Raw genomic sequence first — 23,621 nt, forward strand, 5'->3', positions numbered from 1 at the left:
TGGCGAAGACGGCAATGCCGAGGTCGAGGCCAAGGTCAAAGCAGAAGTCGCCGACCTCTGCGCACGCTTCCCTATCTATCCGAACCTGTAATTCTTCTCGGGTACACAAAAAGAAAACGGCGCCACCCACGGCGCCGTTTTTCGTTGCAATAAAGTTTGAGTCAGATGAACCCGCGCCAGCGCAGCACAATCATCGTAACTGCCGCTAAAGCGATCAGGCCCAACACGACCGACCCAAGAAAACTAAGAAACCATCCCAATCGACGGTCCGCCAAATTGATGGCATTCAGATGGCTCTGCACCTCATCCGAGGCTTTCTCAAGCTTCGGCCCGTCCAGAACCAGACGCAGTTTCGGATGTTCTGCCATCGGTTCGGCTTGCGCCAACACCATGGCCTGCTTGTAAACATTGCGCGGCAAACGTCGCTTGGCGCGGCGCACCGAGGCGATCAGCGTCTTGTCCTTGACCCCCAGTTTCTTGCGCAGCAACTGAATGGTCCGCGCGATCTGGGTCTGGATATCTGTTTCCTGCGTCATCTGCGCCTCCTGACAGGACAACTTAACCGCCCTGCACTGGGGCGACAATGGGGCTGGTTGTTCGATGCAGTCGCGCGTATCACAAGACTATGCTGAATACGATCATCCATGGCGACCCGACGGACACCCCTCCCCTGTTGATTGCGCACGGGCTTTATGGCTCGGCCCGCAACTGGAACGTTATCGCGCGGCGTCTTTCCGACGAGCGGCAGGTGATTGCTGTCGACATGCGCAACCACTCGCAGAGCCTGTGGAGCGACCAACACGACTATCCTGATCTGGCGTCCGATCTGGTGGAAGTGATCGAGAGCCTTGGTGGATCAGCCGATGTGGTGGGGCATTCGATGGGTGGCAAGGCCGCCATGATGCTGGCTTTGCAGCATGGAGGTCTGGTCCGCAAACTGGTGGTCGCCGATATTGCGCCGGTGACCTACGGCCATAGCCAGATCCAGTTCATCGAAGCGATGCGCGCGGTCGATTTCTCGCGGGTCACGCGCCGGTCCGACGCGGCGGAACAGCTGGCAGAACAAGGGGTTGATCAAGCTTTACAGAGCTTCTTTACCCAATCACTGGATATCGAGGGGAAACGCTGGCTTTTGAACCTTGATGCTCTGGCGTCCGAGATGCCCAAGATCATGGGGTTCCCCGAAATAGACGCCCATTGGGATGGCCCGGCGCTGTTTCTGGCCGGGGCCAATTCCGACTATGTTCTGCCCGAACACCGCGACAAGATCAAAACTCTGTTTCCCGCCGCGCGTTTTGCCAAAATCCCGGGGGCCGGGCATTGGCTGCACGCCGAAAAGCCCCGTGAATTTGAGGCCGCCGTCAGGGCTTTCCTGAACGCATAACCTGCGCCTTTAGGCGGACACAGTCTCGCCGCCGCCATTGACCCAATCTGCCAGGCCGCCAAGGTTGTAGACCTCGTCATAGCCCATATCCTTGAGGAGCTTCCCTGCCAGCGCCGCGCGCCCTCCGGCGGCGCAATAGAGGATAGTGGCCCGGTCCTTTTGCAGCTCGGGATCATGGGATTTCAGCGTGTCATCGGCGCGGAACTCAAGCATGCCGCGCGGGATGTGATGCGCGCCGGTTGCACGACCCGACTGCTGAAGCTCGACCACGTCACGGACATCAAGCAGCAACGCGCCGTCCCCGATCAGCGCGTTGGCCTGATCCACACCGATACGCGGGACTACGGCATTAGCCGCTTCCATCATATCCTTGACTGTTAGTGGCATTTGCACCGCCCCCTAATTGCCTACACATGCAAGGGTTAGCATGCGACGACGGGTTGGTGTAGCCAAATCGCCCTATTGCTCGCGAAATGCCCGAGACATGCTGTCTGAGACAGGTTTGGCGATATAGGCGGCAAAAGTGCGTTCTTCGGTCTGGATCATGATCTCGGCCGGCATACCCGGAGTGGGCACGAACCCCCGGACGCGTTTCAATTCCTCGGGTGTCAGTGAGATGCGCGCCAGATAGACCTCTTGCGGGACGCCTTGAGAATCCTCGACCAGCGCGTCGGCTGAGACATAGAAGACCTGACCGCTCAGAACCGGGGTTGTGCGCTGATTGAGCGCGATCAGGCGCACCGTCGCGTCCTGGCCGGTAACGACGCTGTCAATCTCGGTGCGGGGTATCTGCGCCTCGATAATCAGAGGGGCGTCTGCAGGCAGGATTTCGGCGATAGGCTCGCCGGTTTCGATCACGCCGCCGGGTGTGTGGTAGTGCAGGCGCACAACGGTCCCGGTGACGGGCGCGCGCACGACCGCGCGGGCCAGAACGCTACGGGCCTGTCGGGATTTCTCACGCACACTTTCAAGGTCGGCTTCGATCACACCCAACTCATCCAGCGCGGCCTCGCGATAGGCTGAACGGGTGCGGGAGATCTGCTCTTCGTATTTCAACAGCATCTGGTTGATCTCGGCAGCTTCGGCCTGCAGGCGCGCCTGCTGGCCATCGGCCTCGGCCTGAACGCGGCGGATCGTGTTGAGATCGCCTTTGCGCACCAACCCTTTTTCGAACAAGGCTTCCTTTGTCTCGAACTCTTCTTGCAGGATTTCCGAGCGTCTCTGCATGCTCTTCAACTGAGCCTCAAACCCGCTGGCGCGGATTCTAAGGGCCTCCATGTTACGCGCCAGAAGTGCGACATCGTTCAGCAGCGTTTTGCGCGAGACATCAAAGCTGAGCCGTTGGCCATCGAGGATCGTCATCACCTCAACATCATTTGACGCCTCGATCAGGTCGGGGGAGAAGTTGAGCTTTTCGCGCTCGCCATATTCCGCAAGCAACCGCTCGGTCATGGCTTGCAGGCGGATTTTGCGGATAAACAGCTCTCTCTCATTGGCTTCGGCCGATGTCTGGTCCAGCGTCATCAGTACCTGACCGGCCTGCACGGCCTCACCTTCCGAGACTTTGATATCCTCGATAATCCCACCCTCAAGGTGCTGGACGATCTTGTTTCGACCGGTGGCAACAAAGCTGCCCTGCGCGATGACGGCTGCCGCCAGTGGCGCGCTGAAGGCCCAGACGCCGAAGCCACCGAAGCATACAACAAGCATCACAAACCCTACCACGATCAGACGGTTGATCGAGCGCGGGACTTCGGAATACCAGACGGTCGGCTCGGACGGAGACGTATTGACGGGTACGATATCGTTCATGATCAGTCTCCCTACTGGCCTTCAATGCCGGGTTGTTTGCGTGGCGCATTCAGTTGCTGCAGCACCTGTTCACGCTGGCCGAACAAGGCGACGCGCCCGTCGGTCAGCAGCATGATCTTGTCCACCACATTCAGAAGCGTTGGCTTTTGCGTAATCACAACGACGGTGATCTTGCTGTCCTTGGCCTGCGCTATCGCCCGCGCCAGCGCTTGATCCCCCGCCACGTCGAGGTTCGAGTTCGGCTCATCCAACACCACCAGACGCGGGTTGCCAAAGAAGGCGCGCGCCAGCGCAATACGCTGTTTCTGCCCACCCGACAGGGGCGATCCGTCCGCAGCGACAACGGTTTCATACCCCTGCGGCAAGGTTGCGATCATGTTGTGGACATCGGCCAGAACGGCAGCGTCGTGGATTTGTTCATCGGTCGCGTCCTCTCGCATCCGGCCGATATTGTCCTTGATGGTGCCGGGGAACAGCTGCACGTCCTGCGGCAGGTAGCCGATGCTTTCACCAAACTGGCGCGGGTCCCAGTTGCGGATGTCCATCAGGTCCAGCCGCACACTGCCCGAGGTCGGCAGGATCGAACCCACAAGCGTCTTGCCCAGCGTCGTCTTGCCCGCGCCGGAATTGCCGATGATCGCCAGCGTTTCACCGGGATTAAGTGCGAATGTGATCCCGTTCAGAACCACGCGTTTGGTCCCTCCAGGAACGTAAAGTAGGCGTTCAACATCCAGCCGACCTTCGGGACGCGGCAAGCGCAGTTTTTCGAACTGAAGCGCGGAATTGGACAGGAGCGCGTTGATCCGCCCATACGCCCCGCGGGTAAGAAGAAAGCCGTTCCACCCTTCAATCGAGCCTTCGATGGGCGCAAAGGCACGCCCGGCGATAATCGAGGCTGCGATGACCATGCCACCGGTGATCTCACCCTGCAGAGCCAGAAACGCCCCCCACCCCAGGATGGCGATCTGAGTCAGCAGGCGTACCGCGCGCGAAATAGCGGCGAAGATCACGTTGCGATCCTGCGCACGCACCTGCCATGTCAGAGATTGCGCAGTGTCGCGGCCCCAGATCCGAACGGCCTCGGGGATCATCGCCAGCGCGTTGATGATCTGGCTGTTGCGCGACATCGAATCCAGATGCTGGTTCGCCATGGATTGGGCTTTGTTCGCTTCGGCAAACGGTTTCGCGGTCGTTTTCTGGTTGATCAGGGCAATCGTCATCAACAGCAGGGCCGTTACGACAACGATCATGCCAAGCTGCGGATGCACCAGAAAGATCATCAGAATGAAAAGCGGCGCAAAAGGCACATCCAGAAATGAGATCAGCGTGCCCGAGACCAAAAACCCGCGCACCTGCTGCAGATCCCCAAGGGTCTGATACTCGCGACCGTTGCCGTGCAATGAGGCATGGGCCGCAGCACTCAGCACAGGGGCGCCCAGCCGCGCGGCCACTTCGACCGCCGTGCGCATCAGCATGAACCGACGGACCGCATCAAAGGCCGCCTGAAAAATCACCGCTCCGGCAACGATCGTGGTCAGCATGATCAGCGTATCCAATGATCGGCTGGTCAGGACTCGGTCGCTGATCTGAAACAGGTAGATAGGAATGGCGAGGATCAGAATATTGGTGGCGCAGGTCAGCACCAGAACGAACACCAGATTGCGGTAGATCGCGCGCATCGAGACCCGCAACGTGCGCCGGAAATCCTCGGGCGGGGTTCGCTTGTGAAAGGTGTGGGGTGGCCCATTGCCGGCACCACCGCCAGATTTGGTCGGCGGCAACGGCTCGTTTGCCTTGGCCTCAATCGTAGTGCCTATGCGATCCCCACCATCTGTGCGCGCAGAGGGGGTCTTACGCGCTTTGGGTATGTTGGTGTCAACAGGATCAGAGGCCTCGGCTTCGGCCACCCCAGCGCCGCCACCTTCAGAGGTCGTATCTTGCGAAGGTTGCGGCTGTTCGCGCCGAAGGGGAGAATCGGCGCGGTGAGTGTTCTTTGGTTCTGCAGTACAAGACTTAGCTGCCATTTGCTCCTCGCCCCGCGACGCGTCTGGCGTATCGACGCGCAGCGCATCATGCAGCAGAAGCAGGGTTGAATCTTTGGGTTCTTGCGGCGTATTCGATCCCTTTTCGGTACGCGGCGCCTCGGACACGGCAACGCCGCCATTTCGATCCAAAGGGCTGGAACAGATGGAGCGGCGCGACGAAAACACAATCGACATAAACTAACCTTCCGGTCACTCGCTATTATTACAGGAAATCAGGCCAGCATGGACTGCAGGCCGTCGTCAGCGCCCGCCATCTCGGTCGGGGCTGTTTGTTTGGCGACGGTTTCGTGGATCTTGGCCAGCTCGCTATTGGCCTCTTCCATCAACACGGCGATGGCATCATTTGTCAGCTCAGAGACGCCCTCCTGATCCGGCACATCATACAGGCTGGCCTGATGCAGGAGCAGATCGGAATAGGTTTCCTCAGCCGCCATCACCACCGAGTCGATCCCAGCCTTGGCAACATTTGCCGCATTCAACAGGGCATTGCTGCCCGCGATGATTTCCGTCTCGGCCGCCTTGGGCCCAGACACGTGCACCTCGTCCTGATCCAGCAGCATGGTAACCTGTTCCATGATGTTGACCTGTAGCAGATCGCCCTCAATTTTCAGGGCACGTATCTGCTCCATCCCAGCGAACATGGGATCGTTAAGCAATGCGTCTTCAAGCGCGTCCATGTCTGCTTCGCCCAGCGCCATGGCATTGGCCATATCCTGGTGCAGCACCTTGTGGCTGTCCTCGCCCGTTTTCGACACCGAGGCCTCGTTCATGACAAGGTTTTCGTCGCCCTGCGCTGAGATCGAGCCGCCCGATACGATATCGTCATCCACTAACACGTTGGTCTGGAACAGCATATCGACGGATATCATGTTGCCGCCGATCATGATCACATCATAGTAGCTGCCCAGCTGGACAATCTCGGTAACGTTGACCATCTGATTGTCGCCCATCGCATAAAGCGTCGTGCTGGCCGAGATTTCGGCCTGTATGTGGTCGATATCCGTGGCATCGATCTCTTGCTTGATGAAATTCGCAACGACCAGATCGCCACTGATCCAATCGACCGAGGCAAAGGCGGGTTGCCCTTCGGCTCCCTCAGCCTGGTTCAGCCAATAGGCGGCTTTCGCCTCAACGCCGACCGAGGCTGACTGCACCACCTTGGTTCCGCTGCTCCCGCCTTGTTCGATCTGGTCCCAGTCGGAAATCACAGCGACCTGGCTGATCACAGTCAGATCCATCGCCTTTCCGCCCACGGCTATATAGGGCGCATCAATCCAGGCAATCGTTGCCGCCACTTCGTTGACCGCAAGGTTGCCGCCCGCGATGACCATATGTCCGTCAGCAAATTCTTCATCATCCGAGCGGTCCCATTCTGCGGGAAGCATATCCGGCGTTTCGGCTTCCTCATCTGGTTGGTGATAGGCCGGAAGCAGGTCGTCCCATTCCAAAGCCTCTTCAACCTTTTCGCCGTTTACGATCACACCAACGGCGTCTTCGCCGTGGAACTGGTGAACCGTGACACCTTCGATGTCGGAGTTCATCGGATTCACAATCTGCTCGGCAATCTCGGAGAGCAGTTCAAGCGACGCATAATCGGCCAACGCAAATGAGGGCGCTGCGACCGCATGGAATGTCAGCGCGGCCTCAAGCATGTCCTGCCCTGCACTGATCAGGGCGTCGACATCGCGGAACTCCCCTTCTCCGACGACGTCATTGTCGCGCAGGAACAGTGTCTGGAACGTGTAGGTAACTGCTGACCCAATCAGTTCGTTCTGAAACTGGAACAGCATCAAAGGCGGTGCTTCCGACGGACCCAATGCCGCCTCGCGTACCGCCTCAGAAGGACCCTCTGGTGGATCGAGGAAAATGTTTGTCTCATAGTTCGGGCCGTTTGCCGGGGGTGGTGGCGGCAGCTCGGCCGGAGGTGTGTTGAATTTGAAAGGGATCGGGGCATAGTTACCCGGATCGGCCTTCAACGTGGCCTTGACCTCAATTCTTGTGGGGTCTGACAGATCTTCAAGTTCGACTTTCCGCCGCAGCGCGGTGAACTCTTCATACTGGTCTCTCAATCGTCCTTGTTCGATTGTCAACTCAAAAGTTCCAACAAAATGTGCAATCGTTTCAGTAATACTGTCGAGGGACATATTAAGGTTCCTTGTCACCCGCTACGGCCGAAAATTTCCGCTTTGGGTTTGCTAAGCCGGGGCCACGTGGCGCGCCCCCGGCGGTTTTGAAAAAAGCTCGGGCTCTGAAAATGGCAGAGCCCGAAACGGGTCTTAGACCTCGGTATCGTCGCTGGCGTAGGATGACGTCATCGAGCCGCCCACCATGGTCGTATCGACCGAGTTACCAAGGACGTTTGCGCCCATGACGATCGACTGGTTGAACGCCGCCGTATCCACAACAGCCGCAGCCGAGGCATAGGATTCGCCGTTCACGATGCCATCGCCACCGTTGTCAGAGCCCCAGGTACCGGCGTTTCCGCCTGCACCACCTGCGCCAGAATTGGCGCCCGAGGCCTCGCCACCGGTATTGGTTGCACCGTTTGTCATGCCGCCGGTCGAGCTTCCCATGACCGCGCCGCTGGTGCCGCCAGCCGCTGTGGCCGCTCCACCATAGCCGCCATCACCGGACATGGCCGAACCTGTCGCGCTGCCGGTACCGGTTGAGGTCGCATCATTGTCAGCCGACCCTGCACCGCCATATCCGGCAATCGCTTCGGCCAGACTGTCAGCGGTTCCATCGGTGTCAGCTTCTGCAAACACCTCGTTGTCACCACCATCGCCAGCTGTGTTGGTCGCATCCGCAGATCCAGCGCCACTACCGGCCGAGCTCGATGTCGGCGAGGTCATGCCACCTGCGCCGCCAGTACCTTCGGCAGTCGATTCACCAGTTCCGGTTGCTTCGGCCGTGCCATCTGTCGCATTGCTGCCACCGGCGCCGCCCGATCCATCCGGAGTTTGCAGGTTGTTGGTCGCACCGGTCACATCACCCGGGCTTTGCGAGATGTCAGGACCTGTCGCAGACTGGTCGCCAACGCCTTGCGCGTCCGAACTTGTGTCAACGCGGCCACCGCCTGCACCACCAGCACCTGCACCGCCGGGACCATTCCCGCCCATGCCTGTGCCACCAGTGCCTGCACCGCCCGGACCATTGCCGCCCGAACCCGCACCGCCAGGACCATTGCCGCCGGCACCTGTGCCGCCCGGACCGTTGCCGCCAGAGCCTGCGCCACCGGGGCCATTGCCGCCAGAGCCTGCTCCGCCAGATCCGGCGCCACCGGTTCCAGTTGCATCTCCGGCTGTGCCGCCACCGCCCGTTGTCGGATCAGGATCGGCCAGATTCAGACCAAGACCAAGATTCTGCTGGTTCAGCGCAGAAAGTGCGCCCTCGGCTGTTCCAGAGGCTCCGCCAGAGCCTGTGCCACCTGGGCCAGCACCACCCGGACCATTACCGCCGGAACCTGTGCCGCCTGGTCCGTTACCACCGGTGCCCGAACCACCCGGTCCGTCACCACCAGTGCCGGATCCGCCCGGTCCGTTACCGCCGGTCCCGTCACCACCCGGCCCATTACCACCAGTCCCAGTACCACCGGAGCCGCTACCGCCCGGACCATTGCCGCCATCTGCGTCATTGGCCCCCATAGCGCCAGCACCCGCGATCCCAGCAGCATTGTTGCTGCCAGCGGTCGCGCCGTTGGCCTGGTTGCTGCCAGAGCTTGTGTTGTCGGCACTACCGCTGGATTGTGCATTGCCGTCGCCAGCGTTCGAGCCTTGTGCAGACGCATCAGTGCCCGCCAGACCAAGGCCAGTTCCCATCGAATCGGAGGTATTGTCGCCGCCATCCGCATTGCCGCTCGCGTTCGACCCGGACAGACCAAGACCAACACCAAGACCCAGAGATCCAGCCGCGCCGCCTTCTCCACCATCGCCAGAGCTGCTTGCACTGGACGTTCCGGAGTTCGTCGCGTTCGAGGTGCTATTGGCGTTGCCGCCAGCGGCGCCAGTACCGTCACCATCCGACTGCGCCCCTGACAGGCCTAGACCGATGCTGCCGTTATTCGCTTCGCCCGAGCTTGCGCCCGCTCCACCGGTTGCCGCGCCGTTCGCATCTCCGGAGTGGCCACCGAGGGCCATCGAAGTGCTGCCATGGGTATCACCCCACGCATCACCGCCATGGCTGGTGCCACCGCTGCCAGACGCTCCACCATCGGACGATGTGTCGATACCCTCTTCTGCAGTCGCGGTGCCGCCATTGGCATCACCATTCTGTTCGAAGGTACCGGAGTTGGACACGGTCGCACCGTTCAGCGTGTCATTGTCCGTCAGGCTGGCATACTGGTTGTTGAACGAGGCCATGTCATTGCCTTCGCCGTTCAACGAAATATCCAGATTCAGATCGTCACCGGGATCATAGTTCACGTCGTCTCCGGCCGTGATCACGTCACCGGTCGAGGCATCGTCGCCGATGTCCACGTCAACCTTGTCGTCGTCGCGCGGAATCCACTCGCCTTCACCAAAGTCGATATCGACCCGGTTCACATTGTCATTGGTGCTGTTGCCATTGTCGCGAACGGTATTGCTGTCGTTACCACCATTGGTGTTGCTGTCATTACCACCGTTCGTGTTGCTGTCGTTTCCGCCATTGGTGTTACTGTCGTTGCCACCATTGGTGTTGCTGTCGTCACCGCCGTTTGTGTTGTCGACAGACTGTTGTTGTTGCTGTTGCTGCTGTTGGGCGTTTTCAGCCATATCCAATTCAGGATCTTCAACACCCGGGTCTTCAACGACCGGGTCCATGTCTTCAACATCAATTTCTTCGACGGTTGTGACTGGGGATAGAATTCTACGGTCAGACATATTGCTTTCCACTCTATTGGCGCACCTGACCACCATTCATCTCAAAGGTGGTTACTCGTGCGGTTGAAACAAAAATCCGCACGGTATGCCTGAACGCATAACCCTGCGGTCTGTTGGTTCCGAGCTTTCTGCACCTCCTTTCCCGGCTAAGCCGACGTCCCCGCTGAAAAGAGATTCGCGAAAATGCGCGAAAAGCGGGCGTTAAAGGAAAAACCTTCGCAATCTGAAGTAGAGGAAGCGTCGCAGCCTTTGACAAAGCTGCCAAGCTATCGAAAAGCTCTAGAACGTCTAGCCTGTTGAAATCCGGGGATATTGCGGGAGTGGTCGGAGTTTTCGCTAAAAAATCCGACCTAAAACCCTACCAATTGGGCTTAGACGAAAGAAGCCGTTGAATTCCCTCTACTTACCCGAAATCACCGGAACACAACCCTAATCAATGGTTCTAGGACCAAGTATCAAATCCGAATATCCGGTTGCTGACCCCCTACATTTCATCTACAATAAGTCTATATTTTTAAGACTATTTCGGCTTTCGAACTGCCCGAATTACTTGTGTGAAAAACTGCGAATTGCAGTTCGGTTTTTAGTGGGGGGACAGTAATGATTGACTCGTCTGAGCGTGACTACGCCTACCAGAATATCAAGACCGAAGACCTTTCAATTCACTTCATTGGTCGAGAGCTTTTTCTCTCCAATCAAACCCTCAGAAGCGTCCAGAACGAGTTTGACGTTCGTGCATCTCGTTTCGATTCACTGGACGACCTAACATCTACCAAAGCAAAGGATAGCCGCGTTCTCGTCGTAGATCAGGTCATGCTGGAGGATCTGCTGGAACGGCCAAGTAAATACGCGGCACAGGTTCCGTTTGGATGCCTCGCGTTTTCTTATCGCAAGGACGCCGCAGCACGGCATCTGTTTGAACGCTGGGATCGCAGTCGGTACGGCGAGATCGGCTTTCTGCCTATGAACGTCGCCCCTGATGTGTGGCGGTCGATCCTGAGGCTGCTGATGCATGAGCAGCTGCACCTGCCCAGCTTCCTCGCGGATTGTGTCGCTGGCCCCCAAGCGAACCCCTGCAAGGCCCCAGCATCATCTGTAACGCCCAAGCCCGCCGACTCACAGCAGGTTGAACTCTTCGACAGGCTGACAAAACGGGAAAAAGAGGTCCTCAGGTTGGTGTCTCAAGGTCAGAGCAACAAAGTCATCGCCGCCGGGTTGGGGATCACGGAACATACCGTCAAGTTGCATATGCATAACGTGGTCGGCAAGATCGGGGTCAGCAACCGCACTGCGGCTGCTCATTTCTATTTCGAGGTTGCGCCGTTTGATGCGCAAAGCCCACGTGTTGGCTGATCTCGTGGAAGAACGGTTTGACCGGCTTATTCTGTTGGTGGGGCGGTTAAACTATATGTGGACCAACACCGAAAGCCTGTTAATCCACCTGATTGCCGGTCTGGCTGGAACCAGCAAAGACTCTGCCGTTATTATCTTTCTGACCCTGAACACGACCCGTGCCCGGATTGATCTGGTTGAGCGGCTCGCGAAAATGGATGGCCGCCCCGAGGGTATTCGGGACCCGATCCTGGAGCACACCAAACGGCTTGGAAAACTGTCCGGCATCCGCAACCGGTTCAATCACTGCATCTATTCCTTTGATCCCGAAAGCGGCAACCCTAAGACCATTCTGATGCGCATTGCGGACCGGAAAACAGACATCAAAATGGGTCGCACGGATACTCTGGATGGTGAGGCCCTGCGCGAGATCGAACAGGTTGTCGAAGATCTGTCCACCCTGAACCGAGATATCTGGCAGCTGATTACAAGGCTCGACTATCCGGTCTAAGGAGCTGTGTGTGGTACCCGCGGCCGGACTCGAACCGGCACGGCCTTCCGGCCCAGAGATTTTAAGTCTCTTGTGTCTACCATTCCACCACGCGGGCAAACTGTGTCGACACGAGGTCGGCACGCGTTGAGACCTACGCCCATAGCTTTGCGAATTCAATGCGCTTCGCGGTGAAAAACGGCTGAAAAACCGCGTAAGTACCGCTGTGCCCTTGGGGTCATTTGGGCAAGCAGGGCCATTGTGCGATCACCTGCCCTTCTCGCACCGCTAAAACCGTTCCGAACAGGTTCAGAACAGCCTCGCTCTGGCTTGGGCGGATCAACGCGATGTCACCGGGTTTGACGGCATGGCTAGAGCGGCCAGTCCAAACCTCCTGATTGCTCGACCGCCCGAAGACCGAGGAATAGGTGAACCCGCCGGGGTGTACGGGTTGGCCAAGGAAATGCCCTCCGAAGATCGCGATATGGGTTTTGCGCCGGGGCAGGAATTCCAATCCGGGCAAAGGGTTTGACGGCATGGTCTTGAGGACAGGGCTGGCCAGAAATGCGGCCGGTTGAAAGCCAGTAGTGGTCGCGTGGTCGAAATCGGATGGCTTTACGAGGACCGATCCAAACGCAACCTCGGTGGCTGGCCCGGGTGCGCGGTAGCTCTGAAATGTCAGGCTGCCGCCGGTGTTTAGGCAATACCCCGCGCCTTCAGGCAGTGCAGCCGCGGCATGTTCAAACGCTTTGGCGCTGGCCTTCGTTGCCCGCGACTTGAGGACACCGGGCAGCTTCGCCAAATGCGCCTCATACCCCATGAGCCCGCTTAAACGAGCGTTTGGATGCGCTGAGATCACCTGCGCGAGTTCGGCAACCTGATCTACCTTCAGCCCCCCGCGATGCAGACCAATATCCACCTCAAGCGACAAACGCAGGGCCGGTTGGCTTGTTTCAGCCAAGGTCAGATACTCACGCAGGCGTTCTGGGGTGTCGATCAGCCATTGCACCCGATCTGAGGCGTCCGGGCAAGACTGCAACACACGCGCGGCAGAGGTGACGGGTAGCGGTTTTCCGATCAGATGGTCTGTCTTTTGCTCCGCTGGCAACAGCGCCGACAGCATCGGTTCGGAAAAGCTCATCAGGCCTGAACTGGGGATCAGCCCACGGATATGATCCAGCAACGGCAGGCAAGGCAGGGATTTTGCGACCAAGCGCCGGTCCAGTCCGGGGTCAGCTGCCGCCTGTGCTGCCCGGCAATTTGCCTCAACACGATCCAGGTCTACTGCGACGACAGGCTGGTCGACCCCGTACTTGCGCAAAGTCTCGGACAACCGGGTAAGGTAGGGATCACTCATGGCCGGAATAACCGGCTCAAGGCAGGCGTCATGAATTTGCCCTGTGGGTCCAATTCCTCACGCAGGCCGCAGAAGCGATCGAAATCCGGGTACAGGCCGGACAAGTCCTTGTATGAAAGGCTGTGCATCTTACCCCAATGCGGGCGCCCTCCAGCCTCAAGAAACAGCGGCTCTAGCGCGTTGAAATAGCAGCTGTGATCTTCACCCGCATCCGTGTGCAGTGCGATCGAGATCCGCGGGCCGCCCTGAAACGGTGACAGGCAGGCTGTGTCACCTGCTGTCTGGCGCACTTCGATCGGAAAATAGATGTCCTTGTGGTCACGCTCCAGAAGGAGAAAAACCTCGGCCAACACATCACCAGCGATATCGGCGGGTAGATGATACTCCATCTCCTTGAACCGAATATGTCTGTCGCTGCACAGCACCCGCCAGCTTTCGCCTACGTAGTCCTCATCCGATTGGGCCAGCGTAAGCAGGGTCAGCAACAGCTTGCGCAGGCCGGGGCTGAAGCGCCCCGCGTTTCGGGCGAGCTTCAGTACCTTGACCGCCAGCATATCCAAATCGCGTGGAGCTTTGCTTTCGGGCGCGTCGGTAACGGCGTGGCGCAGCTCGACCGCTTTGCCGGTGAAGGGAATATAGAAGAACTCAAAATTCCGGTTTTCGGCCCAATTCTGATGCATGTTGGCCAAGACATCCGGCAGATCGGTCAGCGAGACCTGACGGCGCAGATTGTATTTCGGCACGACATTGATCCGCGCCTCGGTCAGAATACCCAGTAAGCCCAGCGTCACCTGCGCCATCTCCAACGGGATTTGCGCGGTGGTTAGAATATCACCGGTCGCACCGATGAACTTGGCATCGGTAATCTCGGCTGCGAGGCAGGGTAAAGTGCGTCCGGTGCCGTGAGTAGCCGTGGACGCGGCCCCAGCCAGCGACTGCGTGTTGATGTCGCCCAGATTGCGAAACGCCACACCCTGCTCGGCCAAAGCGGGCGAAAGATCACGCAAACGCGCATTTGCGTTGACCCAGACCTGCCCATCTTCGACCGGTCCAACTGTAGGCAAATGCAACTCCGACAGATCCAATATCCGCTCGGCGCCGCCTACGATTGGGGTAAAGGAATGCCCTGCCCCAACAACCCGCAGGTTTTCAGGTTCCGCAACCGTCGCCCGGAGTTGCTCCAACCCCAAAGGGCGCACAATCGGAGCGGTGGCGGTTTCGTTCCTGGCCCAGTTTGTCCACATGCCTATCATCCTCCCTGAACGAGGATTGCAGCGAAGGTACGGCCAAACAAGTCAGGATATCAGCGCATTACGCTACGTGAGGCTGCTCTCAGGCGGCATCCGCCCGCTGGGCTGAGACCTTTTCGAACCAGCCGACAATCGCCTCAAGATCCGGAGACAGCTGTTCTGCCGCGCCGCCCGTGAAGGCCTGAAACTTCTCATCATTCAACCCGTTCACGCCCAGCAGAACAGGAATGTTCTGTGCCAGCGCCTCGGCGATGACCGGGCGGAAACCGCGCCCGTCGGCCTCGTGCTTGCCGAACTTGTTGATGATCATCAACTGCGGATCATCGGCAAGCGTGGCCATGACCTGTCCCACAGCCTGCTCCAGCGCCGCAGGGTCCAGACGGCAGCCGCGCGCATGCTCGCCTAAGGATTGCGAGATACGGATGGTCTCACCATCGGGTAGTACCTGCACATCCATATCGCATTTGCTGCTATCGGTGCATTCCGTGTTGGTCTGCACGACCCCCGCCAGTTTGGCACCACGCGCCAGCAGGTGCGCGGCCACGGCGCTTAACAAGCGGTCGGTCGCGCCGCGATCAGTGGTGGTAACATAGGCCAGATGCATTTTTGGACCTCACAAGTCAGACTTCGGCATATCAGATAGCACGAGATATGCGGGTCGACCACTCCTTGCGTCAGGGAAGTGGCGAGACGCCGATCACAGCACCGTGCAAGGCGATCAGAACGGTAAAGACGGCAAGCGAAGCAAGCCAAACGCGCATGGGCGGCCAAGGTAAGGGCGCGCGTAGCGAAAACCGTGCGGTATTGCGCGACAGGCGAGGCCAGTCCTTGCCTAATGACCGGGCCGTCCGGCGGTCGATCAACGTCATGCCCAGCGCGGCAAAACCAGCGAACAGGCCAAACAGGATCACATGAGACAAACTGCCATTCGCCAGAAGATGCGCCCCGGCCCACAGCATCAGCGCCGCCAGAAGCGGATGACGGGTGGTGCGCAGAATACCGGGGCGGTCCGGATCAAAACCCGCCTTTCCCAGCCCACCAAAGGAAAACGGGTTACTGATGGTCAGTCCGGCCACCGCGAGCCAGCACACCACCGGCATCACGACCAATGGCACCCAGCGCAGCACCGGCCACGGAGGGATCACCTCGACATAGGGCGCGTTCGCTGCGGCCACGATCAGCCATGCAAGGACGATGACGGACAATAGGGAATACGCCAGCAGATACCCCTTGTGCCCCAGAACCGTCATCAATCTGGCCCGCACCGGAGCCCGCGCGGGAATGGCGTGGCTTAAGAAAAACGCAGTCAAAGCTGATATGAATGGCACCCAACTGGACATGGACTCTCCGATAGATCTTTCGACCCGTGTAAAGGTATCGTGCAGATTTGGTCTTGTGCTGGATCAAGTACCGGCGGCGGCCCGGCCACGTCTACGTGAAATCGTCTTGCGCAACGCAAGTGACGCACTAGGGTTGAATTCATGGCCTTGCGCATTCTGTTTATGCTCCTTTTGCTTCTGTCTTCCTGCGGGCGTCCTCTGACCGAGCAGGAACGCGGTTTTGCAAGCGCGGTGCAAGGCACGACCTTGGATCTGGATAGCGTCCGGCTGGTAAAAGGGGCCCCCGTCGTGCCAGTCACCTATTTCCGAGAAGCGCGCCCGCGTGAGGCCTGCCGGGAACGCATCCTGCCCCCTGTCGAGGCTGGGGTAGTCACCGGAAAACCGGCCGCCGTTGCCCTGTTCAACAAAGTCTATTTCGCGCGCGATTGGTATCTTGAGGACTATATGTCCGACTACCCCGAAGAGATGAACCTGATCGCCGCCATGCTGCTGGCGCACGAACTGACCCATATCTGGCAATGGCAGAATCGCGAGACCACAGGCTATCACCCGCTGCGGGCCGCAGCAGAACATGGCGGGCGCAAGGATCCGTATCTGTTCGATCTGGAAACCTCGCCCGATTTCCTGTCCTACGGGTTTGAACAGCAGGGCGCGATTGTCGAGGAATATGTCTGCTGTCGTGCACTGGACCCTCAGGCGCAGCGCACCAAAAGGTTGCACGATATGCTGGGGGAGCACTTCGATCTGTCCCCGCTGCCACAGACCGGCCGTGAGCGGGACATCGCAATCCCGTGGAGCGAGGCAAAGATCGAAGGCATCTGCAGCTGAGCGTTTAGCTGCCCTGCAGGGTTTTTAGATACTCCACCAGATCCACGATGGGCTGGCTGGTGAGGATCGGCTGCCCATCGGGCGTTTTGATCGCCGTGTCCTGCCCTTCGAAATACGGGCCATAAACTGGCATCGGACTGCCATGGCTCACCAACGGATCACGCCCGTCAATCCGCCCCACCACGCGGGCCGTAGGGAAAACTCCGTCCGCCTTTGCCAATGTCTTCAGGTTGGTCGGCTGAATGACAAGCACACCCGCCATCGGCCCATGGCCGGTCGCATCAATCCCATGGCAGGTGGCGCAATAGTGCTGGTAAAGCTCAGCGCCTTTCTCTGCATCCTGCGCCCACAGGGGGACAGACATGGCAATCAGAGCTGACGCCGTTGCAAAACAAAGCTTTGTGATCATCGCATCCTCCTACCACAATTGCTGCCAACAGGCTTGCCCACTGCGCGGCTTGGCGCAATGATCCAGATCAACGAATACGGGTAAAGAGGGTTCGGGCCATGACACAATACGCAGCCATCATGTTGGCCGCCGGAATCGGAGTCCCCATCCTGGCCGCTTTGAACGCGGCGCTCGGCAAGCTTATCGGCTCGCCAACCACAGCGGCTGTGATCCTGTTTGCCATCGCCTTCGGGTCTTCCGCGCTGGTGATGGTGGTCTTTCCCGGTTTTGAGGCGCTGTCAAAAGTGGCACAGGCCCCGAAGCACCTGTTGCTGGCGGGCGTTCTGATTGCTTTCTACGTCCTGTCGATCACCCATGTCGCGCCGCATTTCGGCGTCGGCAATGCCGTGTTCTTTGTCCTATTGGGACAATTGATCAGCACGGCCGCCATCGACCATTTCGGCTTGTTCGGCGCGCAGGTCACACCGCTCACCCTGATGCGCGCAGGTGGTATTGCGGTGATGGCGATTGGAGTGGCGATCACTCAACTGGCTTGAGCGTCCCGCCTTCCAGCCGGACGATCCGATCCATCCGCGCGGCTAGGTCCAGATTGTGCGTGGCGATCAGAGCAGACAGGCCCTGGTCGCGCACCAAGGTCATCAGGGCCTCGAACACCTGATCCGATGTATCCGGATCAAGGTTGCCCGTCGGCTCATCCGCCAGCAAAACGCGCGGCGCGTTGGCCAGAGCGCGACAGAACGCGACCCGTTGCTGTTCACCCCCGGACAGTGCCGCCGGTCGGTGATCGGCGCGTTGGGCGACACCGACGCGGTCCAACAGGGACATCGCCCTGCCCTGCGCGTCGCGCTCGGACACACCGTTGGCGAGTTGTGGCAGAGTGATGTTCTCGAGCGCTGTGAACTCGGGCAGCAGGTGGTGGAACTGGTAGACGAACCCGACATCCTGACGCCGCACAGCCGTGCGCGTACGGTCGCCTTTTCCTGCAAGATCCTGACCCGCAATCTCAACGTTACCGCTGTCCGGCGTGTCCAGCAGCCCGGCGATATGCAAAAGGGTCGACTTGCCCGCACCCGATGGCGCAACAAGCGCGACGGCCTCCCCTGCCTGCAACTCCAGATCAATCCCGCGCAAAACCTGCACCTCACCGGGGGTTCCCTTCAGGTAGGTTTTCGTCAGGCCGTTCAGCCGCAAGCTCACATCATTCATAGCGCAGCGCCTCAACCGGGTTCAGCCGCGCGGCGCGGCGGGCGGGGAAATAGGTGACAAAGAAAGACAGGCCCAGAGACAGGCCAATCGCCTTGAGAACGTCACTGACGTTAAGCTCGGCGGGCAACGCGTAGATCCCACGAATGGATGGATCCCAGACACCGCCGCCCATGGCGTAGTTCACAAACGAGAAAATCGGGTCGATGTAGAGCGCGAAGAGGCAGCCCAGTATCACGCCCATGACCGTGCCGATGATGCCCGTGAACGCGCCGCAGATGAAAAACACCCGCAGGACCGAGCCCTCGCTGAGACCGATAGTGCGCAGGATACCGATGTCCCGGCCCTTGTTTTTGACCAGCATAATCAGGCCGGAGACGATGTTCATCGCCGCAATGAGGACAAGGATCGACAGGATGATGAACATCACGTTGTCCTCGACCTCCAACGCGCGCAAGAACCCGCCCGAGGCGTCCTGCCACGTCCAGATTTGGCTGCGCTCGCCTGCGGCTTCAAGGATGGGGATCAGGATCGGATTGAGGTTTTCGGGGCGCTCGACCATGACCTCGATCTCGTCGGCGACGCCCTCACGATTGAAGAAACTCTGCGCCTGCGAGAACGGCATATAGACCCGCGTGCGGTCGATATCGTAACGCCCGGCCGAGAACACATAGACCACGCGGTAGGCGTTTACCCTTGGTGAGGTTCCAAAGGCGGTTTTGACACCGTTGGGTGAGGTCAGCTTGACGGTGTCGCCAACGGTGGCACCAATGCTGCGTGCTACGCCTGATCCGATGGCGATGACGTCCTCGCCTGTCTGGAACTGGGACAGATCGCCAACCGCTTCCTCGCTTTCCGCAATACCCGGCAAATCAAGCAGATCGTCCGGTCGCATCCCGAAGACCTGAACCCCACTGCTGCGGTCGCGATTGGTGATCAGCACCTGCCCTTTGACCAAGGGCGCGACCCTCTCAACGCCGGGCACCTGCGCCAGACGCGCAGTGCGCTCCTCAAAATCTGCAATGGTCCGATCAACCCGCCCCTGCGCGTCGATCTCACCCGAGGAATAGACCGTCACATGTGCGTTGGCCCCCAGAATGGTGCCAACGAATTCAGCCCGGAACCCCGAACGTACCGCGAGGGTCGCAATCAGGGCAAAAACAGCCAGCGTGATCCCGATCAGCGAGATCCAGGTCATCACGCTGACGCCACCCTCGGCCCGACGCGCACGTAGGTAGCGCCAGGCGATCTTCCATTCAAAAGGGGCGAAAGGCGGGGGTGTTTTGGCCATGCCTGCTCCGGGGTTTTTCTGGTTTGGCGCGACCCTTTCGGCATTTCGCCCGCGGGTCAAGCCGCTTGTCCTTATGGGTCAGCTCGAAAGCGCGGAAGTTTGCTGCAGAACCTCTTCCGTCACCTGGCGATCGCATATGCCACGCGTTTCAAGGGCCGCATAGACTTGCCCGCGCAAATCCTCTGGCAAGTTTGCAACCGCCCTGTTGTGCAGCCCGAGGGTCAGCGATCTGTCGTTCTGCAGCCGCGCGACCAGCTTAGCCAGTTCATCCGTGGAATAAGTTGGCCACATCCCAATATGCGCAGGGTCAGCGGGTTCGAACCAGGGCGCATAGCCATCACGTGACTTCAGACAGAACGCGTTCATCAACATGAACTCCGATGGCCGCCGTTTAGACGCGAAAAGCGCCTGAACCGAGCCGAAGCGTGTATTGATCTCATCAAGCAGCGAAAGGATCAGCGTCCGGCGTACCGGAAAGGGCGTTGAAAACGTCGTGGTACGCAGGTCGTCCGTCAGCGTTTGTTCAACACCCAAAGCTTCAAGGCTCTGGAGCAACCAATTGTGGTGATAGTCGCTTTGAACTGGCATGAACTGAATACGTGCTGGTCCTTGGGGTGAGAAGAACTCGCCTTCTTCGAACGACCGCAGGAACAGGTTCTTGGTATCGAGAATGACGATGTTCTCGGCATCTGCCACCCGCGCCGCGCCCAGTTTCAGTACCTGTTGCATGCGGTAGCCATTGTTGCCCCTCCATCCGCCTTTGCGGATCAGCGGAAGGCGATAACGGTTTTCGATCAAGATCCGATCATTCAGCGGCCGCTTGGCAGTGTGCCCCTCGCCCAGCAACACCTCTTCGCCCTTCAGAATCCGCACTTTAGGACGCAGCGGGCCATAGTACTGCAGGATCGGTTCGATCTTCGCTGCTAGCCCGGCCTCATCTATATCGTTCAGAATAACATGGATCGAGGCCACCTGATCCGGCGCAACAAACCTGGCCATAGACATCGCCTGAAGCCTGAGCAGCGGATAATCCTTGGAATAGACAATAGTGGCGAAAATCAGCACGAACCTGCGGCCTTTCTCTGGGGCGTGCCCTCGTCTATCAGCAAATCTGCCGAGGTCAAATTGCACTGCCTCCAGATCGAAACGAATCACTTACCGGTCCTTTGGCAGGGTAAAAGTAGTCTTGCCCGCCAATTGGTTACACCAGAGGTTGTGACGACCTTCACAGACAGGCCGCTATTGTTTCAGCTATGAAGTCAATATCGGCATTGCGTGAGGCACTGAACTCAAAATGCCACAACAATTGAGCAATTTTATTTCGCTTTTTGCTTAATATCAGAAACTTTGTCACCCTGACTTTGGGGGAACACATTTGAAAGAGCGGGGGTCGCTCATGAATATTCAAAATACAACACTTGGGACGGGCCCGATTTTGGCCCACAAACCTTCATCAGATTTGGATTGTGAAACTGCGGCACTGCTTCGTGCGGCGATCCGCCCGATCTTTGCAAGCGCAGTTAGCTGGAACAATTTGGCCGAGGTCCTGAGGGACAAAGGCTATCGCCTTGCCTTTCGCGAAGGGCGTCTTTGCGTAACCGACCGCGACACCGGCGCACGCATCTGCGGGATCCGGTTTCTGGGCTTTGAGCTTCGGGAGCTGGTACGTCGCATGGGGCGTCCGATCGTTGTGGCCCGCGGGAACGACGCAGACGGCGACATTCTGACTGCGCGGCCGGTCGTACGGGCCTAAAAACTGCGCCAGAATTGAACGGACCGGCGCAGGGTTTTTGCCAGACTGTGGCGCGCGGCGATCTTGATCGGCTCGGGTGTGTCGGGTCGCCGTAACAGCTCCCAGATCAGACGGGCCGGCATGTGTCCACGTCGATAGAACCCGGCGAAATCATCCAGACTGAGGGCTTTCGCGGATTTGAATCCCGTGTAGTAGTTCATCCAGACCCGAGCGTAATCCTTGCCGGTCGCGCCCTGATCACTGGTCGCGCCACGATCCCAGAACAGTGAGATCGGCTCATCCATACGCTCACCCTGATAGCCCGAGCCAATCAGGCGCAGCATCAGGTCATAGTCGGCAGCAATACGGAACTGGCTATCGTGCCCGCCCAGCGCCAGAAACACATCACTACGAATGAAGACCGAGTTATGGCAGAACGGCATGCGCTGCAGGATGGCTTTCAGCGACATCCGCTTTTCCATCGTCTCACCTCCATCCTCATAGCGGCGCAGCGTTGAGCCATATAGGAAGTCAGGCTTGGTCGCCTCCAGCCGATCTGCGGCTTGGTTGAGAATATCATCCGAGGCAAGCGAGTCGTCTGAGTTCAGGAACAAAAGGTATTCACCCTTTGCCGCCTGCGCGCCCTTGTTCATCGCGTCATACAAACCGCCATCCGGTTCACTGATCACACTCGTGCGCGGCATCCCTTCGGTCAACTCGTGCAACAGAGCGACGGTGCCGTCGTTTGAGGCACCGTCTTGAATGATATGCTCAGCCCGCGCGCAATTCTGGCGCTGCATGCAATCAACAACGCCTTTGAAACTGTCCTGCCGCCCTTGTGACAGCAGGTTGTAGGTCGCAGTGATGACCGAGATGAGCGGATCAGGCGATCTGCTCATAAATCCCGGCAATTTTGGTGACGGCGGCTTCGGGGCTCAGCTCTTCGCTTTCACCTGTGCGGCGGCAGGTCAGCTCGACCACACCGTTTTTTAGGCCGCGCGGCCCGACGGTGATACGCCATGGCAAGCCGATCAGGTCCATGGTGGCGAACTTGCCCCCTGCCCGCTCGTTGCGGTCGTCATAGAGCGGCTCAAGACCCAGAGCGGTCAGAGCACCATAGAGCTTGTCACAAGCAGCATCCGCCTCTTCATCACCCTGTTTCAGATTGACGATGCCGCAATGGAACGGCGTCACGCCCTCGGGCCAGATAATGCCTTTGTCGTCATGGCTGGCCTCGATGATCGCGCCGATCAGGCGGCTGACGCCGATACCATGGCTGCCCATGTGAACCGGAACCGGCTTGCCATCGGGGCCTTGAACAGTCGCGCCCATGGCCTCGGAGTACTTGGTGCCGAAATAGAAGATCTGACCCACTTCGATCCCGCGCGCCACGCGGCGGCGCTCTTCAGGGATCTGGTTGAACAGCGCCTCATCGTGGGTTTCGTCCGTGCGCGCGTATTTTGAGGTGAACTCCTCCAAGATCGCCTGACATTGCGCGCGGTCATCGTAATCGATCTGACGGTCGCCGAAGGTCAGGTCGGTGACCGCGCTGTCATAGAAGACCTCGGACTCGCCGGTTTCGGCCAGTACGAGGAATTCGTGGGTGTCATCGCCACCAATCGGGCCAGAATCCGCACGCATCGGGATCGCCTGCAGGCCCATGCGTTCGTAAGTGCGCAGGTAGCTCACCAGATGGCGGTTATATGCGTGCAGCGCGTCTTCCTTGGTCAGGTCGAAATTGTAGCCATCCTTCATGTAGAATTCGCGCCCCCGCATCACGCCGAAACGCGGGCGGATTTCATCGCGGAATTTCCACTGGATTTGATAGAGGGTCAGCGGCAGGTCCTTGTAGCTGCTGACATGGCCACGGAAGATGTCGGTCACCAGCTCCTCAGCCGTCGGCGTATACAGCATGTCGCGACCATGGCGGTCATGCATCCGCAACATCTCTTGGCCGTAGTCATCATAGCGGCCGGACTCGCGCCACAGGTCCGCCGATTGCAGGATTGGCATCTGGATCGCGATATGGCCTGCCCGCGCCTGTTCCTCATGCACAATGTTTTCCAGCTTGCGCAGGACCTTGAAGCCCAGCGGCAGCCAGGAATAGATCCCGGCAGCAGCCTGCTTGATCATCCCGGCGCGCAGCATCAGCCGGTGGCTGACGATCTGGGCCTCGGAGGGGTTTTCCTTGAGAACGGGCAGAAAGTAACGGCTAAGGCGCATTGGGTGACCTTCAAAGGTGGATTTGAGCTTTTCAAGGTGATTATGCCAAACCCCCGCCGGGGGCAA

General features: G+C 58.9%; 22 protein-coding genes and 1 tRNA gene. 6 read left to right on the top strand and 17 right to left on the bottom strand.

Features of this window, described 5'->3' with window-relative positions; all coding sequences use genetic code 11:
- Nucleotides 1-161 precede the first annotated feature (161 nt).
- On the bottom strand, nt 162-536 hold the full coding sequence (locus ACR0J4_RS04440; RefSeq protein WP_170640217.1) for a hypothetical protein: 375 nt from the start codon (nt 534-536) through the stop codon (nt 162-164).
- An 89-nt stretch (nt 537-625) separates the two neighbouring features.
- Between ACR0J4_RS04440 and ACR0J4_RS04445 the strand changes: the two genes are divergently transcribed.
- On the top strand, nt 626-1,384 hold the full coding sequence (locus tag ACR0J4_RS04445; RefSeq protein ID WP_170639428.1) for an alpha/beta fold hydrolase: 759 nt from the start codon (nt 626-628) through the stop codon (nt 1,382-1,384).
- A 9-nt stretch (nt 1,385-1,393) separates the two neighbouring features.
- On the opposite strand, the gene ACR0J4_RS04450 is transcribed toward ACR0J4_RS04445, so the two are convergent.
- The 5 genes from ACR0J4_RS04450 to ACR0J4_RS04470 form a co-directional block, all read right to left on the bottom strand.
- Complete coding sequence (locus tag ACR0J4_RS04450) at nt 1,394-1,771, bottom strand: rhodanese-like domain-containing protein (RefSeq protein WP_170640219.1); 378 nt, start codon at nt 1,769-1,771, stop codon at nt 1,394-1,396.
- Between the two features lie 72 nt (nt 1,772-1,843).
- The gene (locus ACR0J4_RS04455) at nt 1,844-3,196 is read right to left on the bottom strand and encodes an HlyD family type I secretion periplasmic adaptor subunit (protein ID WP_170378100.1); all 1,353 of its coding nucleotides are present in this window, start codon (nt 3,194-3,196) and stop codon (nt 1,844-1,846) included.
- 11 nt (nt 3,197-3,207) lie between these two features.
- Nucleotides 3,208-5,415, bottom strand: a complete 2,208-nt coding sequence (locus tag ACR0J4_RS04460; protein WP_170640221.1) for a type I secretion system permease/ATPase — start codon at nt 5,413-5,415, stop codon at nt 3,208-3,210.
- Nucleotides 5,416-5,453: 38 nt separating this feature from the next.
- Nucleotides 5,454-7,385 carry a type I secretion protein gene (locus ACR0J4_RS04465; protein ID WP_170554453.1) on the bottom strand — a complete coding sequence of 644 codons (1,932 nt, stop codon included), beginning with the start codon at nt 7,383-7,385 and terminating at the stop codon, nt 5,454-5,456.
- Nucleotides 7,386-7,517: 132 nt separating this feature from the next.
- Nucleotides 7,518-10,100, bottom strand: a complete 2,583-nt coding sequence (locus ACR0J4_RS04470) for a hypothetical protein (RefSeq protein ID WP_170640223.1) — start codon at nt 10,098-10,100, stop codon at nt 7,518-7,520.
- 600 nt (nt 10,101-10,700) lie between these two features.
- Between ACR0J4_RS04470 and ACR0J4_RS04475 the strand changes: the two genes are divergently transcribed.
- Both ACR0J4_RS04475 and ACR0J4_RS04480 read left to right on the top strand, forming a co-directional pair.
- Complete coding sequence (locus tag ACR0J4_RS04475) at nt 10,701-11,453, top strand: response regulator transcription factor (protein WP_170554457.1); 753 nt, start codon at nt 10,701-10,703, stop codon at nt 11,451-11,453.
- On the top strand, nt 11,428-11,943 hold the full coding sequence (locus tag ACR0J4_RS04480) for a hypothetical protein (RefSeq protein WP_170554459.1): 516 nt from the start codon (nt 11,428-11,430) through the stop codon (nt 11,941-11,943). Before ACR0J4_RS04475 ends, ACR0J4_RS04480 begins: the two co-directional genes overlap by 26 nt.
- Nucleotides 11,944-11,954: 11 nt before the next feature.
- Here ACR0J4_RS04480 and ACR0J4_RS04485 read toward each other — a convergent pair.
- From ACR0J4_RS04485 to ACR0J4_RS04505, 5 genes are all read right to left on the bottom strand, one after another.
- Nucleotides 11,955-12,040, bottom strand: a tRNA-Leu gene (locus tag ACR0J4_RS04485).
- A 120-nt stretch (nt 12,041-12,160) separates the two neighbouring features.
- On the bottom strand, nt 12,161-13,279 hold the full coding sequence (locus ACR0J4_RS04490) for an alanine racemase (RefSeq protein WP_170640225.1): 1,119 nt from the start codon (nt 13,277-13,279) through the stop codon (nt 12,161-12,163).
- Complete coding sequence (locus tag ACR0J4_RS04495) at nt 13,276-14,523, bottom strand: D-arabinono-1,4-lactone oxidase (RefSeq protein ID WP_170640227.1); 1,248 nt, start codon at nt 14,521-14,523, stop codon at nt 13,276-13,278. Before ACR0J4_RS04495 ends, ACR0J4_RS04490 begins: the two co-directional genes overlap by 4 nt.
- A gap of 88 nt (nt 14,524-14,611) precedes the next feature.
- Nucleotides 14,612-15,133: a DUF2478 domain-containing protein gene (locus ACR0J4_RS04500; RefSeq protein ID WP_170554465.1), complete on the bottom strand. Its 522-nt coding sequence runs from the start codon at nt 15,131-15,133 to the stop codon at nt 14,612-14,614.
- Nucleotides 15,134-15,203: 70 nt separating this feature from the next.
- A complete protein-coding gene (locus ACR0J4_RS04505; protein ID WP_170640229.1) occupies nt 15,204-15,869 on the bottom strand; it encodes an NnrU family protein in 666 nt (221 codons plus the stop codon).
- A gap of 141 nt (nt 15,870-16,010) precedes the next feature.
- Between ACR0J4_RS04505 and ACR0J4_RS04510 the strand changes: the two genes are divergently transcribed.
- A complete protein-coding gene (locus tag ACR0J4_RS04510; protein WP_170477161.1) occupies nt 16,011-16,697 on the top strand; it encodes a hypothetical protein in 687 nt (228 codons plus the stop codon).
- 4 nt (nt 16,698-16,701) lie between these two features.
- Here ACR0J4_RS04510 and ACR0J4_RS04515 read toward each other — a convergent pair whose 3' ends face one another.
- Nucleotides 16,702-17,061, bottom strand: a complete 360-nt coding sequence (locus ACR0J4_RS04515) for a c-type cytochrome (RefSeq protein WP_480668311.1) — start codon at nt 17,059-17,061, stop codon at nt 16,702-16,704.
- Between the two features lie 143 nt (nt 17,062-17,204).
- On the opposite strand from ACR0J4_RS04515, the gene ACR0J4_RS04520 reads away from it, so the two are divergent.
- Nucleotides 17,205-17,642, top strand: a complete 438-nt coding sequence (locus ACR0J4_RS04520; RefSeq protein ID WP_170461979.1) for a DMT family transporter — start codon at nt 17,205-17,207, stop codon at nt 17,640-17,642.
- Here ACR0J4_RS04520 and ACR0J4_RS04525 read toward each other — a convergent pair.
- From ACR0J4_RS04525 to ACR0J4_RS04535, 3 genes are all read right to left on the bottom strand, one after another.
- Nucleotides 17,626-18,312: an ABC transporter ATP-binding protein gene (locus tag ACR0J4_RS04525; protein WP_170554473.1), complete on the bottom strand. Its 687-nt coding sequence runs from the start codon at nt 18,310-18,312 to the stop codon at nt 17,626-17,628. The genes ACR0J4_RS04520 and ACR0J4_RS04525 overlap by 17 nt on opposite strands.
- A complete protein-coding gene (locus tag ACR0J4_RS04530) occupies nt 18,305-19,600 on the bottom strand; it encodes a lipoprotein-releasing ABC transporter permease subunit (protein ID WP_170554475.1) in 1,296 nt (431 codons plus the stop codon). The genes ACR0J4_RS04525 and ACR0J4_RS04530 overlap by 8 nt, the downstream gene beginning before the upstream one ends.
- Nucleotides 19,601-19,678: 78 nt before the next feature.
- Nucleotides 19,679-20,599 carry a DUF6492 family protein gene (locus ACR0J4_RS04535; RefSeq protein ID WP_170640233.1) on the bottom strand — a complete coding sequence of 307 codons (921 nt, stop codon included), beginning with the start codon at nt 20,597-20,599 and terminating at the stop codon, nt 19,679-19,681.
- Nucleotides 20,600-20,996: 397 nt separating this feature from the next.
- On the opposite strand from ACR0J4_RS04535, the gene ACR0J4_RS04540 reads away from it, so the two are divergent.
- Nucleotides 20,997-21,353 carry a hypothetical protein gene (locus ACR0J4_RS04540; protein WP_170378069.1) on the top strand — a complete coding sequence of 119 codons (357 nt, stop codon included), beginning with the start codon at nt 20,997-20,999 and terminating at the stop codon, nt 21,351-21,353.
- Here ACR0J4_RS04540 and ACR0J4_RS04545 read toward each other — a convergent pair.
- Both ACR0J4_RS04545 and proS read right to left on the bottom strand, forming a co-directional pair.
- Nucleotides 21,350-22,231 (bottom strand): glycosyltransferase family 2 protein, encoded by an 882-nt coding sequence (locus ACR0J4_RS04545; protein WP_170640235.1) that lies wholly within the window; start codon nt 22,229-22,231, stop codon nt 21,350-21,352. The genes ACR0J4_RS04540 and ACR0J4_RS04545 overlap by 4 nt on opposite strands.
- Nucleotides 22,215-23,555, bottom strand: coding sequence for a proline--tRNA ligase (gene proS, locus ACR0J4_RS04550; RefSeq protein ID WP_170640237.1), 1,341 nt, complete (start codon nt 23,553-23,555; stop codon nt 22,215-22,217). The genes ACR0J4_RS04545 and proS overlap by 17 nt, the downstream gene beginning before the upstream one ends.
- Nucleotides 23,556-23,621 lie beyond the last annotated feature (66 nt).

This window comes from Ruegeria sp. B10, from assembly GCF_056539825.1.